This window comes from Actinacidiphila polyblastidii (assembly GCF_036353415.1).
Classification (GTDB): Bacteria; Actinomycetota; Actinomycetes; order Streptomycetales; family Streptomycetaceae; genus Actinacidiphila; species Actinacidiphila polyblastidii.
In genome coordinates, this window is sequence record NZ_JAZEWV010000015.1 from 19,871 (window position 1) to 35,853 (window position 15,983).

The window sequence follows — 15,983 nt, forward strand, 5'->3', positions numbered from 1 at the left end:
GGCGCCGTGTGGGGCGCGCCCACGTGCAGCCGCGGCCTGCACTCCCGGCCCCCGGGCCGGCACGGCACCGTCAGGGGTGCGGGAGAGCGGCGAGCCGCTCCCGAAAGGCCCGAACGGCCACAGTGTCCCGGTAGGGGTCGAGGCGGCGGGCGAAGTCGCGGACGTACTCCGCGGCGCGCGCCGAGCGCATGTCGGAGGCGGCGCGGACGACGTCGTAGCCGAGCGCGCAGGCCGCTTCGACCTCGCCGAGGCCGAGCCGCGAGGCGGCCAGGACGGTGCGGCAGAAGAGCCGGCTGCGGGCGTAGCCGGCGGCGCGCAGCGCCAGGGAGCGTTCGGCGTACTGCGCGGCCACGCGCCACTGCTGCAGGTCGCGGTGGCAGTGCCCGAACTCGTCGGCCAGCTGCGCCTCGTCGAAGAAGCGCGCCCAGCCGGGCACCTCGTCACCGCCGCGCGCGGCGGCCAGCGCCCGCTCGGCGCGGGCCAGCGCGGCCGCGCAGGCGCGGGCCTCGCCGAGCAGCCCGTGGCCGCGCGCCTCGGCGGCGTGCAGCAGCGCCTGGACGACGGCGGGCGCGGCGGTGCCGACGCCCTGCTGGGCGACCCTGGCCAGCTGCACGGCCTCGCGGCCGTGCCCGAGGTAGACCGCCTGGCGGCTCATGGTGACCAGCACGTAGCCGCCGTAGACGCGGTCGCCTGCGGCCTGGGAGAGCCGGAGCGCCTGCACGAAGTACCGCTGCGCGAGGCCGTGCGCCCCGATGTCGTACGAGGTCCAGCCGGCCAGCCGGGTCAGGTCGGCGACGGACGAGAAGAGCCGGCGGCCGAGCGCCTCGCCGTAGGAGCCGCGCAGCATCGGCTCCGCCTCGTGCTCCAGGTAGCGGACCAGGGCCTGGCGGGCGTGGCCGCCGCCGTAGGCGTGGTCGAGGCTGCGGAACAGGTCGCCGACCGCGCGGACCGCGGCGATGTCGCCCGCCCCGATGCCGTGCCGGTGCCTCGCCGCGGGCTGCGCGGCGGCCCATCCCCGGCGCTGCGGCGGTACCCGGGCCGGGCGCTCCGCCGCCGGGTCCCGGTCGGCCCCGCCGCTCTGCGCGAGCACCGCGACGGTGTCGTCGGGCCGCCCGATCAGCCAGTCCCTGCTGGGCACCACGAGCCCCGCGGGGGTGAAGGCGATCTTGCGCAGGTCGGCCTGGTTGCCGGTGTCCTTGCGCCACAGCCCGCTGACGATGTCCACCGCCTCGCCGGGCGTCGCGGCGTACTCCAGCCCGGCGTAGACCGGGGCGCTCGCGTCGAGTCCCAGGTCGAGCGCGGAGAGCCGGCGGCCGAGGCGCTGGGTGAAGACCTCCGCGATGAGCGCGGGGGTGGTGCCGCGCGGCTGCTGGCCGCGCAGCCAGCGGGTCACGGACGTCTTGTCGTAGCGCAGGTCGAGGCCGTGCTCCAGGCCGAGCTGGTCGACCCGGCGGGCCAGCCCGGCGTGCGAGAAGCCGGCCTCCGCGATGAGTTCGGCGAGCCTGCCGTTCGGCTGGGTGGCACGGCCGGCGCGCGGGCGGCGGCCGGCCGCGGCGGTACGGGGCGGGTGGCCGCCCGGGGCCGCTCCGGCCCGCGTTTCCGCGGCGCCCCGCTGTCCCGGCGGGCCGGGGTGCTCCGCCTCGGCGCCGTGTTCCGCCGCGGCTCTCGCGGCGATGGCGGCTGCCGCACGCGCCGGGCGGTTCGGGCGGTCGGGGTCTCGCTGAGGGGCACGGTCCGTCATCGGCAGGGCGGTCCACTTCCGCTGGGGGAACTCGTCTCGGAGGTCGGCGCGAATGTAACGGCCGGTGCCGGGAAGCTCACCGTAAGAATCGGGTATTCCCCCGAACGGACGACCGCTCCGCCCATTTCCGGGTAAACACCCCGACTCCGCCGGAACCGGCCTGCTATGGCCGCCGCCGACCACCCCGCCGAGCACCGGCCGCGCCGCCGTACAGTGAGAGTGGCGCGGAGTGCGATCCACATCCGCCCACCGGCGCGGCGTGCGAGGCGCGCGGCGTGAGGACAGCAGGAGGGAGTCGTCGTGAGTGAGCTGCACTTCGTGCACCTGGGGTTCGGGGCCGGCGCCGTCGAGTACACCGAGGCGTGGCAGGAGCAGCGCAGGGTGCACGCGGCACGCTTCGCCGACGAGATCGAGGACACCTGCCTGCTGCTGGAGCACCCGCCGGTCTACACCGCGGGCCGGCGCACCGACCCCAGCGAACGCCCGCTGGACGGCACGCCGGTGGTGGACGTGGACCGCGGCGGGAAGATCACCTGGCACGGCCCCGGCCAGCTGGTGGGCTACCCGATCCTCAAGCTGCCCCGCCCGGTCGACGTGGTCGCCCACGTCCGCCGGCTGGAGGAGGCGCTGATCCGCACCGCGGCGGACTTCGGCCTGGAGACCACCCGGGTGGAGGGCCGCTCGGGGGTGTGGGTGCTGGGCGACGCGGTGGAGAGCCGGGGCGCGGCCGGCGGTCTGACGCTGGACTTCGACCCGCGGCTGGCCGCCGCCGACGGCGAGTTCGACCCCCGGCTGAACGGCCCGGAGTACGCGCCGTCCAACGCCGGCCAGCGCCGCGAGGACCGCAAGCTCGCCGCGATCGGCATCCGCGTCGCCAAGGGCGTGACGATGCACGGGTTCGCGATGAACTGCGACCCCGACAACACCTGGTTCGACCGGATCGTGCCGTGCGGCATCCGCGACGCGGGCGTGACCTCGCTCTCGGCCGAGCTGGGCCGCGAGGTACCGGTCGCCGAGGTGCTGCCGGTGGTCGAGAAGCATCTGACCGCCGTCCTCACCACCGCGGCGCCCCTGCCCCGCGCCGTCTAGGAATTCCGGGGCGTACCCTGGCGTTCGCATAAGAATCAAAGCCACAGGCAGAATCTCAGCTTTAGGGAGCCGGTCGTGTCCGCAGTCGCACCCGACGGACGCAAGATGCTGCGCCTGGAGGTCCGCAACAGCCAGACCCCCATCGAGCGCAAGCCCGAGTGGATCAAGACCCGGGCGAAGATGGGCCCCGAGTACACGCAGATGCAGAAACTCGTCAAGAGCGAGGGCCTGCACACGGTCTGCCAGGAAGCCGGCTGTCCCAACATCTACGAGTGCTGGGAGGACCGCGAGGCCACCTTCCTCATCGGCGGCGACCAGTGCACCCGGCGCTGCGACTTCTGCCAGATCGACACCGGCAAGCCGCAGGCGCTGGACCGCGACGAGCCCCGCCGGGTCGGCGAGTCCGTGCTCACCATGGACCTGAACTACGCCACCATCACCGGTGTCGCCCGCGACGACCTGGAGGACGGCGGCGCCTGGCTGTACGCCGAGACGGTCCGCCGGATCCACGCGATGACCGCGGACCGCGCGGCCGGCCGTACCAAGGTCGAGCTGCTGATCCCCGACTTCAACGCCGAGCCCGCGCAGCTCGCCGAGGTCTTCGGCGCCCGCCCCGAGGTGCTCGCGCACAACGTCGAGACGGTGCCGCGGATCTTCAAGCGGATCCGTCCCGGCTTCCGCTACGAGCGCTCGCTCGAAGTCCTCACGCGCGCCCGCGAGGCCGGCCTGGTGACCAAGTCCAACCTGATCCTGGGCATGGGCGAGGAGCGCGAGGAGATCAGCCAGGCGCTGCAGGACCTGCACGACGCGGGGTGCGAGCTGATCACCATCACCCAGTACCTGCGGCCCTCGGTGCGCCACCACCCGGTGGAGCGGTGGGTGAAGCCCGCGGAGTTCGTGGAGCTGAAGGAGGAGGCCGAGGAGATCGGCTACGCCGGTGTCATGTCCGGCCCGCTGGTCCGCTCGTCCTACCGCGCGGGCCGGCTGTTCCAGCAGGCCGTCGACCGCCGCCGGCAGGTCGAGGCCGCCGCCGCGCGCTGACCGCGCACCGACACCGCCCGCCGTCCCGCCCGGGTCCGGCTGCCGTCCGGCGGCGATCCGCTGCGGTCCGCCGCCGTCCGCGCGTGAAGCGGCGCGAAAGCCGCATCCGCCGCCCGTACCCCGGGTGGCGGGTGCGGCTTTCATCCGAGATTGACCGACTGGTCACCGGCTGGTAACACGGTGTGGTCAGGCTGTCGTCATACAGACGTTTCAGATGCCTTATGAGGGGGCCGCCATGCCGTCCGAGTCCGAGCAGTTGCACGCCCGCCGGCCGCTTCCGTACGCCCCCGTGGCGGGCGCGCTGCGTGCTGTCGAAACCTTTCTGCTGAGCGGCGGCCAGCAGACCGCCCGCAGGAACGCCTGGGCCGCCGTCGTGGCGGACCGGCAGCGCGCCAGGGACCGGCGGGAGGCCGAGCACGAGATGGCGGCCCTGGCGGGCGGCCGGACGTTCGGCGAGCGGGGGCCGTCACCCCTGCCGCGGTGACGGCGTCCCGACAGGCCACGTATCCTTTGCCGCATGGCGAGGAAGGAAACATCCGAGAACCCTGGACGACTGGCGCAGATCGTCCAGACCTACAAGATGACCAGGCAGGCCGACTCCACGATCGGTCTTGTCATTGCGGCTGTGGGAATCGTCACCTTCGGTGTCATCCTCGCCCTCGGCTTCTTGATCGGTCACCCCATCTACGCGGGCATCCTGGGCGTCCTGCTCGCCTTCCTCGCGATGGCGGTCGTCTTCGGCCGCCGCGCCGAGCGGGCGGCTTTCGGACAGCTCGAGGGCAAGCCGGGCGCGGCCGCGGCGGTCCTGGAGAACGTGGGGCGCGGCTGGACGGTCACCCCCGCGGTGGCGATGAACAAGAGCCAGGACGTGGTGCACCGCGCGGTCGGCAAGGCCGGCGTCGTGCTGATCGGCGAGGGAAACCCGAACCGCGTCAAGGCCCTCATCGCCGGCGAGAAGAAGAAGGTCGGCCGGGTCGTGTACGACGTGCCGGTCCACGACTTCATCGTCGGTGACGGCGAGGGCCAGCTGCCGCTGAAGAAGATCCGTACCACGCTGCTGCGGCTGCCGCGGGCGCTGAGCGGGTCGAAGACCACCGAGGTGAACGACCGGCTGAGGGCGCTCGGCGACCTGATGTCGAACATGCCGATCCCGAAGGGCCCGATGCCTCGCGGCATGCGGATGCCGAAGGGCCGCTGAGCACCTCCCCCACCGACACGCGCGTGACGCGGACGACGAAGGGGCGCCGGGACCGCAGGGTCCCCGGCGCCCCTTCGTCGTGCCGGCCCGCGGTCTCCCGCGCCCGCCGCCCCAGCGCCCACCGCGGTCAGACGCGGACCGCGGTCAGACGCGGATCTGGACCGCCTTGGCCGCCTTGTCGTGCAGGCCGCGGGTGTCGCGGTCCCAGACGACGGCGGGGATGACGAGCAGCAGCAGCACGGTGCGGATCAGCGCGCCGAGCGGGCTGAGCCGGGTGCCGTCGACGCCGACGACGCGCAGCCGCAGCAGCATCTTGCCCGGGGTGCTGCCGACCAGCGCCAGGCCGATCAGGCTGACCGCGCCGAAGACGGCGAGCGCCCAGTTGTCGGCGAGGTGCACGTCACGGTCCGCGATCAGGCCGTATGCGATCACCACGCAGAGAATCCAGTCCACGAAGAGGGCCGCCACCCGGCGGCCGATCGAGGCGACGGAGCCGGGCCCGTGCTCGGGGAGCCCGAGGCGTTCACCCCGGTAGCCGAACTCCACGCCCATCTGCTCGGCGGCCGCACGCGGCCCCGAAAGCCACGATCCGATGGCATCCCTGTTGTCCACCCGTCCACGGTAACCCCGGCCGGGAGGCCGCCCGCCGCCCGGGGGCAACTCACCCGGCGTCGCGGTTAACGTCGACGAAACAAATGGGTCATGCTGGAGTAATCCCTGATCCCTAAGGTCTGGGCAGTGTGCGCCACCGCACTGGCCGCACCTCGATCGCCAACCCGACCTGACGGCCGGGCCTAGGAGGAGTTGGATGTTCCAGAACGCCGACGACGTCAAGAGGTTCATCGCGGACGAGGACGTCAAGTTCGTCGATGTCCGCTTCTGTGACCTGCCCGGAGTGATGCAGCACTTCACGGTGCCGGTCTCGACGTTCGACCCGAGCGAGGAGCTGGCCTTCGACGGCTCGTCCATCCGCGGCTTCCAGGCCATCCACGAGTCGGACATGGCGCTGCGCGCCGACCTGTCCACCTCGCGCGTCGACCCCTTCCGCAAGGACAAGACGCTCAACATCAACTTCTTCATCCACGACCCGATCACCGGCGAGCAGTACAGCCGTGACCCGCGGAACGTGGCGAAGAAGGCCGAGGCGTACCTGGCGTCCACCGGCATCGCCGACACCGCGTACTTCGGCCCGGAGGCGGAGTTCTACGTCTTCGACAGCGTCCGCTTCCAGACCTCCGCGAACGAGTCCTTCTACCACATCGACTCCGAGGCGGCCGCCTGGAACACCGGCGCCACCGCGGACAACCGTGGCTACAAGGTCCGCTACAAGGGCGGCTACTTCCCGGCCCCGCCGGTCGACCACTTCGCCGACCTGCGCGCCGAGATCTCCCTGGAGCTGGAGGCGTCCGGCCTGCAGGTCGAGCGTCAGCACCACGAGGTCGGCACGGCCGGCCAGGCGGAGATCAACTACAAGTTCAACACGCTGCTCGCCGCGGCCGACGACCTGATGCTCTTCAAGTACATCGTGAAGAACGTCGCCTGGCGCAACGGCAAGACCGCGACCTTCATGCCCAAGCCGATCTTCGGTGACAACGGCTCCGGCATGCACGTCCACCAGTCGCTGTGGCAGGGCGGCACGCCGCTCTTCTACGACGAGCAGGGCTACGCGGGCCTGTCCGACACCGCCCGCTACTACATCGGCGGCATCCTCAAGCACGCGCCGTCGCTGCTGGCCTTCACCAACCCGACGGTGAACTCCTACCACCGCCTGGTCCCCGGCTTCGAGGCCCCGGTCAACCTGGTCTACTCGCAGCGCAACCGCTCGGCGGCGATGCGCATCCCGATCACCGGGTCCAACCCGAAGGCCAAGCGCGTCGAGTTCCGCGCGCCCGACCCGTCCTCCAACCCGTACCTGGCGTTCTCCGCGCTGCTGCTCGCGGGCCTGGACGGCGTCAAGAACAAGATCGAGCCGGCCGAGCCGATCGACAAGGACCTCTACGAGCTGGCCCCCGAGGAGCACGCCGGCGTCCCCCAGGTCCCGACCTCGCTGCCGGCCGTCCTGGACGCCCTGGAGGCGGACAACGAGTACCTGCAGGCCGGCGGCGTCTTCACCGCCGACCTGATCGAGACGTGGATCGACTACAAGCGGACCAGCGAGATCGCCCCGATCCAGCTGCGCCCGCACCCGCACGAGTTCGAGCTCTACTTCGACATCTAGGAAGCCCCCCGGGGCCGGAGCGGTTCCCCCGCTCCCCCGGGCCCTCCGCGCGCCGCCGGCCGCGCCCTCCCTCCCGGGAGGAGCGCGGCCGCCGCCGTTCTCCGGCGCCCGGCGGTGACGCACAGGTGGCATGGGTGACGTACAGTCAGGGCAATATCGCGATTGCCGCCCGCCCGCGGGGGCCACGACGATCACTCCCATGCAGCGTCCCGCCGAGCGTGGTTTCGATTCGTCCCCGCCGCCCGGCGAGCGCCCGCGGAGCCCGCGGGTGGTGCCGCAGCGGCATCCCTGGCGGCTGGGCGCGGCCGCGGCCGTGCTGGTGCTGCTCGCCCAGGTGGTGCACGGCCTGGTCACCAACCCGTTCTTCCAGTGGCGGCGCTTCGGCTACTGGTTCGCCCGCCCGGTCGTCCTCGACGGGCTCCTGATCACGCTCAAGGTCGCCGCCCTCAGCGCGGTGTGCGGCCTGGCCGGCGGCGTCCTGCTGGCGCTGGCGCGGCTCTCCCCCAACCCGGTGCTGCGCGTGCTCAGCTGGACCTACGTGTGGCTGCTGCGCTCCGTCCCGCTGATCGTGCTGCTGCTGTTCCTGTACAACTTCAGCGCGCTGTACGCCACCGTCAGCGTCGGCGTCCCGTTCGGCCCGGGACTGTTCCGCTTCGACGAGGCGCGGCTGGCGACCGACACCACCGTCGCCGTCGTCGGCCTCAGCCTCAACGAGGCCGCCTACGCCGCCGAAGTGGTCCGCGGCGGGCTGCTCTCGGTCGACCGCGGCCAGCACGAGGCCGCCGCCGCGCTCGGCATGACCCGCTACCGGCAGTTCACCCGCATCGTCCTCCCGCAGGCGCTGCGCAGCATCGTCCCCGCGTACGTCAACCAGCTGATCGGCCTGGTCAAGGCCACCTCGCTGGTCTTCTACGTCTCCCTGCTCGACCTGTTCGGCTCGGTGGAGACGCTCGGCAGCACCTACCCGGGCGACGTCGTCCCGCTGCTGCTCACCGCCACCGCCTGGTACGTGATCCTCACCAGCGTCATCTCCGCACTCCAGTACGGGATCGAGCGCCGCTACTCCCGCGGCGCCGCCGGCGGCGCGGCGCCGCCCTCCGCGCTGCACCGCGCGCGGACCACGCTGCGGGCGCTTCAGGCCCGTATCGCGCTGGAGACCGCCCGCTGACCGACCCGATCCGCCGCCCCGCCGTCCGTCCCCCCGATCACCGCGAGGAAGAGGAACCGCCATGCCCCGTGCCCGTATCCGAGGTACCCGTCTCCGAGGTACCGGTGTCCGCTCCAGAACCGTCCTGTCGGCGGCCGTGCTCGCCGCCCTCGCGCTGGGCCTCGCGGCCTGCGGCGACGACGGCGGCGGGTCGCCGGCCGCCGCCCCGGCTTCCGGTGGCGGCACCGTCGTGATCGGCGCGGCGTCGAACGGCGCCGCCCGCCAGGTCTCGCTGCCGGTCTCCGAGGTCGCCCGGATCAGGGCGGAGCTGCCCGCGCGGGTGCGCGACAGCGGGAAGCTCACCATCGGTGTCGGCTACCTGCCGGGGGGCGCGGCGCCGATCGCCTTCCTGGGCAGCGACCAGAAGACCCTGACCGGTTCGGAGCCCGACCTCGGCCGGCTGGTCGCCGCGGTGCTGGGGCTCAAGCCGGTGGTGACCGGCGCGACCTTCCAGAACCTCTTCGTCGGGATCGACAGCGGCCGCACCGACGTCGCCTTCTCCAACGTCACCGACACCCAGCAGCGCCAGCAGAAGTACGATTTCGCCTCCTACCGTGAGGACAACCTCGGCGTCGAGGTGCGCAAGAACGACCCGCTGACCTTCGACGGCGACTACCACGCGCTGGCCGGCCGGACCGTCGCGGTGCGCCCGGGGACCAGCCTGCAGCGGATCGCCCTGGACTGGCAGCGCAAGCTGAAGGCGCAGGGCAGCACGCTCACCGTGAAGTACTACCAGGACCCGAACAGCACCTACCTGGCGCTCTCCTCGGGGCGCGTCGACGCCTACCTGGAGTCGAACCCCGCCATCGCCTACCACGTGGCGAAGACCGCGGGCACCCCGCAGGCCACCCGCGTCGCCGGGGTCTTCTCCGGCGCGGGGACGACGTTGCAGGGGCTGATCTGCGCGACCACCAAGAAGGGCGACGGCCTGGTGAAGCCGGTCGCCGACGCGATCAACCAGCTGATCCAGGACGGCACCTACGCCCGCTGGCTGGCCGCCTGGCACCTTCAGGACGAGGCGGTGCCGACCTCGCGGATCAACGCGCCGGGCCTGCCGGACTCCGCGCTCTGACCGGCGCGCGGCTCACGTCACGGCGTGAGCCGCTGCGTCATCAGCAGGCGCGTCGCCTCGACCCGGGAGCGGGCGCCGAGTTTGCGGTAGGCGCGGGTGAGCGCGGCCTCGACGGTCTTGACGCTGACGACCAGGCCCGCGGCGATCTCGCGGTTGCTCGCGCCGTCGGCGACCCGCGCCAGGACGCTGCGTTCGGTGGCGGTGAGCGGGAGGTGGTGCGCCCGGACGGTGGCGGCGGGCGCCAGGGCCGGTGCGGTGGCGGGCGCCGGGGCGGAGGCGGGGGCCGCCTCCGCGAGCGCGCGGTGGACCGCGATCCTCGCCTCGTATCCGGCCTCGGCGCACAGCACCAGCGGGATCAGCGGGTCGGTGAACCGCACCGGCCACTGGCCGGGCGGCAGTGCGGACGCCCGGCCGCCGGCCTGCCCCGCGGGGGCGACGAGGCCGTGCCGGACGGCGGTGTCCAGGTCGGCGGGCGCGGTCGGGCAGCCGGCCCGCAGCAGCAGTCCGACGGTGGGCCGCGCCGCCGCGCTCGCGATGAGCAGGGTGCGCACGACGCCCGCGGGCAGCGGCGCCAGCCGGGCCAGTACGGGCGCGCGCAGGCTGTCGGGGACGGGCAGCGGCTCGTGCGGGGCCGGCGCCGCGCCGCCTGCCGCGCGGACCCGCTCGCCCAGCGCCCTGGCCAGCTCCCGCACCGCCCGGGGGTTGCCGCCGCCCGCCTGGTGCAGCCGGGCGACGACCGGGCCCGGCAGCCGCGGGCCGTCCTGGCGGGCCAGCAGCCGCGCGGTCTCCCGCGGCGTCATCGCCGGGACCGCGAAGGTCCGCACGGGCCCCGGGCACATCGTCTCGTACGGCGTGCCGTCGCGGGGGTGCGGGAACCGGCCCGGGCGCTGGGCGAGGCGTACCGCGCCCAGCAGCGCGGGCTGCGGCGCCGGCCGCGGATCGGGCCGCGGCGCGGACGGCGGCCCCTCGGGCGGCGGCCCCGGCGGGCGCCGGGCGAGGAAGGCGAGGACGGCGGCGGTCGCCGGGTCGAGCCACTGGAGGTCGTCGACGACGAGCAGGACCCGGGTGCGGCCGCCGCGGGAGAGCAGGGCCAGCGTGTTGCGGACCGCCAGGTGCAGGACCAGCCGGTCGCGGCCGCGCGCCGGATCGACGCCGGGGGGCGGCGGGGTGCGGAGCAGGGCCGCGCCGAGCACGGCCCGTTCGTGCGGGGCGAGCGCGGCGGTCGTCTCGTCGCCGACCGGCGCGAGCAGGTCGATCAGGCCGAGGAAGGGGCTGTCGCGGTCGGCGGCCGACGGCGCGCAGTGCAGGACCCGGTGGCCGGGGTCCTGCTCGTACCCGGCGGCGAGCCGGCCGAGCAGGGTGCTCCTGCCGATGCCGGGCGGGCCGCTGAGCAGGGCGCTGCCGCCGTGCGCGAGCTGGGCGCGGACGGCGGCGAGGAGCGCGGGGCGTGCGAGGGGGGCACCGGGCGGTTCGGTCATCGCGGTCCTCTCCGGACGCGGCCCGCACCCGGGCCGACTCTGGTCATGAACTCGTCAACAACACGTCAACACCTTGCCCGGCGCCGAATCTAGGCCCCACCCGCGCCCCGGTCAACACCGCCCGCACCGGCCCCGGCACCGCGCCCGGACCCCACGCGGAACGCTTCTCGCGCGCCCCTTTCCGGGCCGGCCGCGAACCGGGGGCGGGCCTCTCCGCGCCGGCTCCTGGCGGCTCCCGGCGGCCGCCGGAGCGCCCGGCTCCCGTTTCCCGGCCGCTTCGGCGACACTGGCGGCATGCCTGAAATGCCCGAAGTCGAGGCGCTGCGCCAGTTCCTCGCCGTGCACCTGGCCGGCCGGACCGTCGGGGCGGTGCACCCGGTCGCCGTACACGCGCTCAAGACGTACGACCCGCCGGTGACCGCGCTCGTCGGGCAGCCCTTCGGGGCGGTCGCCCGGCACGGGAAGTTCCTGGACGTGGCCGTCGGCGAGGTGCACCTGGTGCTCCACCTGGCGCGGGCCGGGTGGGTCCGGTGGAGCGACAAGGTGCCGGCGCTGCCGCCCAAGCCGGGCAAGGGGCCGCTGGCGCTGCGGGTACGGCTGGGCGAGCCGGACGACGGCGCCGGGTTCGACGTGACGGAGGCGGGGACGCAGAAGCGGCTGGCGGTGTACGTGGTCGCCGACCCCGCGGCGGTGCCCGGCATCGCCCGGCTGGGGCCCGATCCGCTGGACCCCGCCTTCACCCGGGACGCCTTCGCCGCGCTGCTGGGCGGCGAGCGCCGGCAGCTCAAGGGCGTGCTGCGCGACCAGGGTGTGCTGGCCGGCATCGGCAACGCGTACTCCGACGAGATCCTGCACGCCGCGAGGATGTCGCCGTTCAAGCTGGCCGCCTCGCTCTCCGAGGAGGAGGTGACCCGGCTGTACGAGGCGGTCGGCGGCACCCTGACCGAGGCGGTCGAACGCTCCCGCGGCCTGCCGGTGCGCGAGCTGAAGGCGGAGAAGAAGTCGGGCCTGCGGGTGCACGGCCGCAAGGGCGAGCCGTGCCCGGTGTGCGGCGACACCATCCGCGAGGTCTCCTTCAGCGACTCGGCGCTGCAGTACTGCCCCACCTGCCAGACCGGCGGCAGGCCGCTCGCCGACCGGCGGATGTCGCGCCTGCTCAAGTGACCTCCCGCCGCGCCGCCGGGCGGTGCGAGGATGGCCACCGGCGGCCCGGCGAACCGGCGGAGCGCCGGATCGGCGGAGGTCGAAGGGTGGAGCGCATGAGCACGGCGACGGCGGAACCGGCGGGGCGGCCCGAGGGAGCGGAAGACGCCCAGGGCGCTGAGCGCGCCGAGGGCGCGGAAGGCACCGGACCGATACGGTTCGGGGTGGTCGGCACCGGCTGGCGCTCGGAGTTCTTCGCCCGGCTGGCGCGCGGCCTGCCGGACCGGCTGGAGCTCGCGGGCGTGGTGACCAGGTCCGCCGAGCGGGCCGCGCGGGTACGCCGCGAGTGGGGGGTCCCGGCCTTCCTCAGCGTCGCCGAACTGCTCGCCGCGGAGCCGGAGTTCGTCATCCCGTCGGTGCCGTGGGAGGTGACGCCCGAGGTCACCGGGGAGTTGGTCGCGGCGGGCGTCCCGGTGCTCGCGGAGACGCCTCCCGCACCCGACGCGGCGGGGTTGCGGGCGCTGTGGGAGCAGGTCGGCGCCAGCGGCCTGGTGCAGGTGGCCGAGCAGTACCCGCTGATGCCGGGGCACGCCGCACGGATCGCACTGGTGCGTGAGGGCGTGATCGGCACGCCGACGTCCGTGCAGGTGTCGTCCACGCACATGTACCACGCGGTGTCGCTGATCCGGCACACGCTGGGCGTCGGCTTCGAGCCGGTGACGGTGACGGCGCGCGCGTTCACCGCGCCGCTCGCCGACCCGCTGTCCCCGAAGGGCTGGTCGGACGACCTCACGCCGAAGGACGCGCGCACGACGCTCGCGCTGCTCGACTTCGGCGGCGGCCGCTCCGCCCTCTACGACTTCACCGACAACCAGTGGTGGAACCCGCTGCGGTCGCGGCGCATGGTGATCCGCGGTTCGCTCGGCGAGATCGTCGACGAGACGGTGGTGCGGATGGCCGACCCGCGCACCCCGTACGAGACCCCGCTGGTGCGCCGCCGCACCGGCCTGGACCTCAACCTCGAAGGCAGCGAGGTACGCCACATCACCTTCGACGGACGGGTGGTGTGGCGCAACGACCACACCGGCGCGCACTTCTCCGAGGACGACCTCGCGGTGGTCGAGCTGCTGTGCCGCACCGGGGCGTGGGCGCGCGGCGCCGCGCCCGAGCCGTATCCGCTGGCGCAGGGGTGCCAGGACCATCTGATCGCGCTGGCCGTCGAGGAGTCGGCCCGCACCGGTGAGGCGGTGGCCACCGGCGACGAGCCCTGGTCCGCCTGACCACCGCCGCACCGCGGCGCGTTCGCGCGTTCGCCGGGCGGCTCGACCCGGACTCCCGCGCTCCCGAGGGTGGTTCGGCAGGCGTCGAGGGCGTGCGGAGGGCGCCGGGGCGGTGTCGGGGCCGGGCCCTACGCTGGGTCCCGGTCCGCGGCGGACCCGGGGTTCACCGAGGTGCGGCCTACGGCGGTGCGGCCTGGGGAAGCCGGGTCCACGGCGGCCGGTCCGCCGGGTCCGGTCCGGGTGCGCGGGTCCAGGTTCGCCGCGCCCGGCGGGCGGGCAGACGGCTGAGGCGAGCGCGGGGAGGCGGCGGGGAGATGGCGGCTGGGGAAGGCGGGCTGCGCGGCCGGCTGCGCAGGAGGTCGGTGCTGCGCAGGGCGCGTGCGCTGCAGGCCGCGGCGGGCGCGGTGGTCGCGGACCACGACGCGGCGCGCGCGGCGGTGGAGACGGCGCTCGCGCCGCTGCGCGAGGAGCTGGTGCGGCGCGAGCTGGAGGCGATGCCGGTGGCGCGGCTGGCCGAGGCGACCGGCGGCCGGCTGCGCGTGGCGTCCGCGCTGACCGGGTCCGCGTTCTCCACCGTGCAGCGGGTACGGGCGGCGACTGCGTACGAGCTGCGGCAGGTGCCGGGCGTGGGCCGCACGACCGCCGCGCAGGCGCAGGCCGCGGCCGGGCAGCTCGCGGACGCCGTCGCCGACGCGGTCATGGTGCCGCTGACCGCCGAGCAGCGCACCGATCCCGAGGCGACCGCCCTGGTCGTGGCGCTGCACCGGCTGGTGCTCGCGGGCCCGCAGGTGCCGCGGGCGCGGGCGCTCGCCGAGCGGACCGGGCGGGACCTGGCCGAACTGCTCGCGGCCGCCCGGCCGGCCCGCGGCCCCTTCGGCCTGCTGTTCGCGAGCCGACGCCGTGAGGCCGCACGGGAAGCGGTGGACCGGCTGGAGCAGGCGCTGGGCGAGGCCGCGAAGCAGGAGACCGGGCTGCTCTTCGGCCAGACCTCGGTGGATCTGCTGCGCCCGCTCGCCGGGGACGACGAGGCGTGGATCGACTTCGAGCTGCGGGCGGCCGAATTCCACGGCCTGCTCGGGGAGTTCGGCGGGCCCGCGCCGGACGCCGCGGCGGCGCGCGGCTTCCTGCCGGGCGACGTCGTCGAACGGGTGCGCGCCCAGCCGCTGGACGGCACGCACCGCCGCGTGTCGCTGCGCGGCTACCAGGAGTTCGGCGCGCGGTTCGCGCTGGCGCAGCGCCGGGTGCTGCTCGGCGACGAGATGGGCCTGGGCAAGACGGTCCAGGCGATAGCGGCCATGGCGCACCTCAAGGCCACGGGCCGCACCCACTTCCTGGTGGTGTGCCCGGCGAGCGTGCTGGTCAACTGGCTGCGCGAGATCGAGACGCACAGCACGCTGCGGGCGCTGCGGCTGCACGGCCCCGACCGCCGGCAGGCGGTGAAGGAGTGGCTGGCCGGCGGCGACGTCGCGGTGACCACGTACGAGGGGCTGCGCGGCCTCGACGCCCCGCCGGACACCCGGGTCGCGATGCTGGTCGCCGACGAGGCGCACTACGTCAAGAACCCGGAGGCGGCCCGCTCCCGCGCCCTGGCGTCCTGGACGGAGCGGGCCGAGCACGTGCTGCTGCTCACCGGCACGCCGATGGAGAACCGCGTCGAGGAGTTCCGCAACCTCGTCGGGTACGTCCGCCCCGAACTGCTGCCGGGCATCCGGCGCAGCCTGACCGTCGCCGGATCGCAGGCGTTCCGCCGCGCGGTCGGCCCCGCCTACCTGCGGCGCAATCAGGCCGACGTGCTGACCGAACTGCCGGAGCTGGTACGGGTGGACGAGTGGGAGGAGCTGTCCGGGGCGGACCTCGGCGCGTACCGGTCGGCGGTCGGCGCGGGGAACTTCATGGCGATGCGCCGGGCCGCGTACGCCGATCCCGCCCGCTCGGCGAAGTTGCAGCGGCTGCGCGAGATCGTCCGCGAGGCCGCGGAGAACGAGCTGAAGGTCGTGGTGTTCTCCTACTTCCGCGAGGTGCTGACCACGGTGGCCGCCGCGCTGCCGGCCGCACACGGCGGGCTCGCGGGCGTGCTGACCGGCAGCACCTCCCCGACCGAACGCCAGCGCCTGGCCGACGAGTTCACCGCCCACCGCGGCCACACCGTGCTGCTGGCGCAGGTCCAGGCGGGCGGAGTCGGGCTGAACCTCCAGGCGGCCTCGGTGGTGGTGCTGTGCGAGCCGCAGATCAAGCCGACGATGGAGGAGCAGGCCATCGCCAGGGCGCACCGGATGGGCCAGATCCGGCGCGTCCAGGTGCACCGGCTGCTGGCCGCCGACAGCGTCGACCAGCGGCTGCTGGAGATCCTGGCCGGCAAGTCCCGCTCGTTCGACGCCTATGCGCGGCGCAGCGACACCGCGGAGTCCGCGCCGGAGGCGTTGGACGTCTCGGAGCAGTCGCTGGCCCGGCGCATCGTGGCGGAGGAGCAGAAGCGCCTCGGCGCGGCCTGAAACCGGCCTGCCCGGCGGGGTCCT

Annotated in this window: 13 protein-coding genes; 10 read left to right on the forward strand and 3 right to left on the reverse strand. The window is 74.5% G+C overall.

Features of this window, described 5'->3' with window-relative positions; genetic code table 11:
* Positions 1-70 precede the first annotated feature (70 nt).
* Entirely contained in the window at positions 71-1,741 is a 1,671-nt protein-coding gene (locus V2S66_RS19405) for a regulator (RefSeq protein WP_330797120.1), read from the reverse strand.
* A 300-nt stretch (positions 1,742-2,041) separates the two neighbouring features.
* On the opposite strand from V2S66_RS19405, the gene lipB reads away from it, so the two are divergent.
* The 4 genes from lipB (at position 2,042) to V2S66_RS19425 (ending at position 5,069) form a co-directional block, all read left to right on the forward strand.
* Positions 2,042-2,830 carry a lipoyl(octanoyl) transferase LipB gene (lipB, locus tag V2S66_RS19410; protein WP_330797121.1) on the forward strand — a complete coding sequence of 263 codons (789 nt, stop codon included), beginning with the start codon at positions 2,042-2,044 and terminating at the stop codon, positions 2,828-2,830.
* A gap of 75 nt (positions 2,831-2,905) precedes the next feature.
* On the forward strand, positions 2,906-3,871 hold the full coding sequence (gene lipA, locus V2S66_RS19415; RefSeq protein ID WP_330797123.1) for a lipoyl synthase: 966 nt from the start codon (positions 2,906-2,908) through the stop codon (positions 3,869-3,871).
* A gap of 235 nt (positions 3,872-4,106) precedes the next feature.
* Positions 4,107-4,355 (forward strand): hypothetical protein, encoded by a 249-nt coding sequence (locus V2S66_RS19420; protein WP_330797124.1) that lies wholly within the window; start codon positions 4,107-4,109, stop codon positions 4,353-4,355.
* 33 nt (positions 4,356-4,388) lie between these two features.
* The gene (locus V2S66_RS19425; protein ID WP_330797125.1) at positions 4,389-5,069 is read left to right on the forward strand and encodes a DUF4191 domain-containing protein; all 681 of its coding nucleotides are present in this window, start codon (positions 4,389-4,391) and stop codon (positions 5,067-5,069) included.
* Between the two features lie 144 nt (positions 5,070-5,213).
* Here V2S66_RS19425 and V2S66_RS19430 read toward each other — a convergent pair whose 3' ends face one another.
* On the reverse strand, positions 5,214-5,681 hold the full coding sequence (locus V2S66_RS19430; RefSeq protein WP_330797126.1) for an RDD family protein: 468 nt from the start codon (positions 5,679-5,681) through the stop codon (positions 5,214-5,216).
* Between the two features lie 196 nt (positions 5,682-5,877).
* Between V2S66_RS19430 and glnA the strand changes: the two genes are divergently transcribed.
* The 3 genes from glnA (at position 5,878) to V2S66_RS19445 (ending at position 9,566) form a co-directional block, all read left to right on the forward strand.
* A complete protein-coding gene (glnA, locus tag V2S66_RS19435; protein ID WP_330797127.1) occupies positions 5,878-7,287 on the forward strand; it encodes a type I glutamate--ammonia ligase in 1,410 nt (469 codons plus the stop codon).
* A gap of 199 nt (positions 7,288-7,486) precedes the next feature.
* On the forward strand, positions 7,487-8,455 hold the full coding sequence (locus V2S66_RS19440) for an amino acid ABC transporter permease (RefSeq protein WP_330797128.1): 969 nt from the start codon (positions 7,487-7,489) through the stop codon (positions 8,453-8,455).
* 61 nt (positions 8,456-8,516) lie between these two features.
* On the forward strand, positions 8,517-9,566 hold the full coding sequence (locus tag V2S66_RS19445) for a transporter substrate-binding domain-containing protein (RefSeq protein WP_330797129.1): 1,050 nt from the start codon (positions 8,517-8,519) through the stop codon (positions 9,564-9,566).
* Between the two features lie 17 nt (positions 9,567-9,583).
* Here the strand turns inward: V2S66_RS19445 and V2S66_RS19450 are convergent, their stop codons facing one another.
* Complete coding sequence (locus V2S66_RS19450; RefSeq protein WP_330797130.1) at positions 9,584-11,044, reverse strand: helix-turn-helix transcriptional regulator; 1,461 nt, start codon at positions 11,042-11,044, stop codon at positions 9,584-9,586.
* Between the two features lie 294 nt (positions 11,045-11,338).
* Between V2S66_RS19450 and V2S66_RS19455 the strand changes: the two genes are divergently transcribed.
* From V2S66_RS19455 to V2S66_RS19465, 3 genes are all read left to right on the forward strand, one after another.
* Entirely contained in the window at positions 11,339-12,208 is an 870-nt protein-coding gene (locus tag V2S66_RS19455) for an Fpg/Nei family DNA glycosylase (protein WP_330797131.1), read from the forward strand.
* 95 nt (positions 12,209-12,303) lie between these two features.
* Complete coding sequence (locus V2S66_RS19460) at positions 12,304-13,467, forward strand: Gfo/Idh/MocA family protein (protein ID WP_330797132.1); 1,164 nt, start codon at positions 12,304-12,306, stop codon at positions 13,465-13,467.
* A 314-nt stretch (positions 13,468-13,781) separates the two neighbouring features.
* Positions 13,782-15,959 (forward strand): DEAD/DEAH box helicase, encoded by a 2,178-nt coding sequence (locus V2S66_RS19465; protein ID WP_330797133.1) that lies wholly within the window; start codon positions 13,782-13,784, stop codon positions 15,957-15,959.
* The last annotated feature ends 24 nt before the right edge of the window (positions 15,960-15,983 follow it).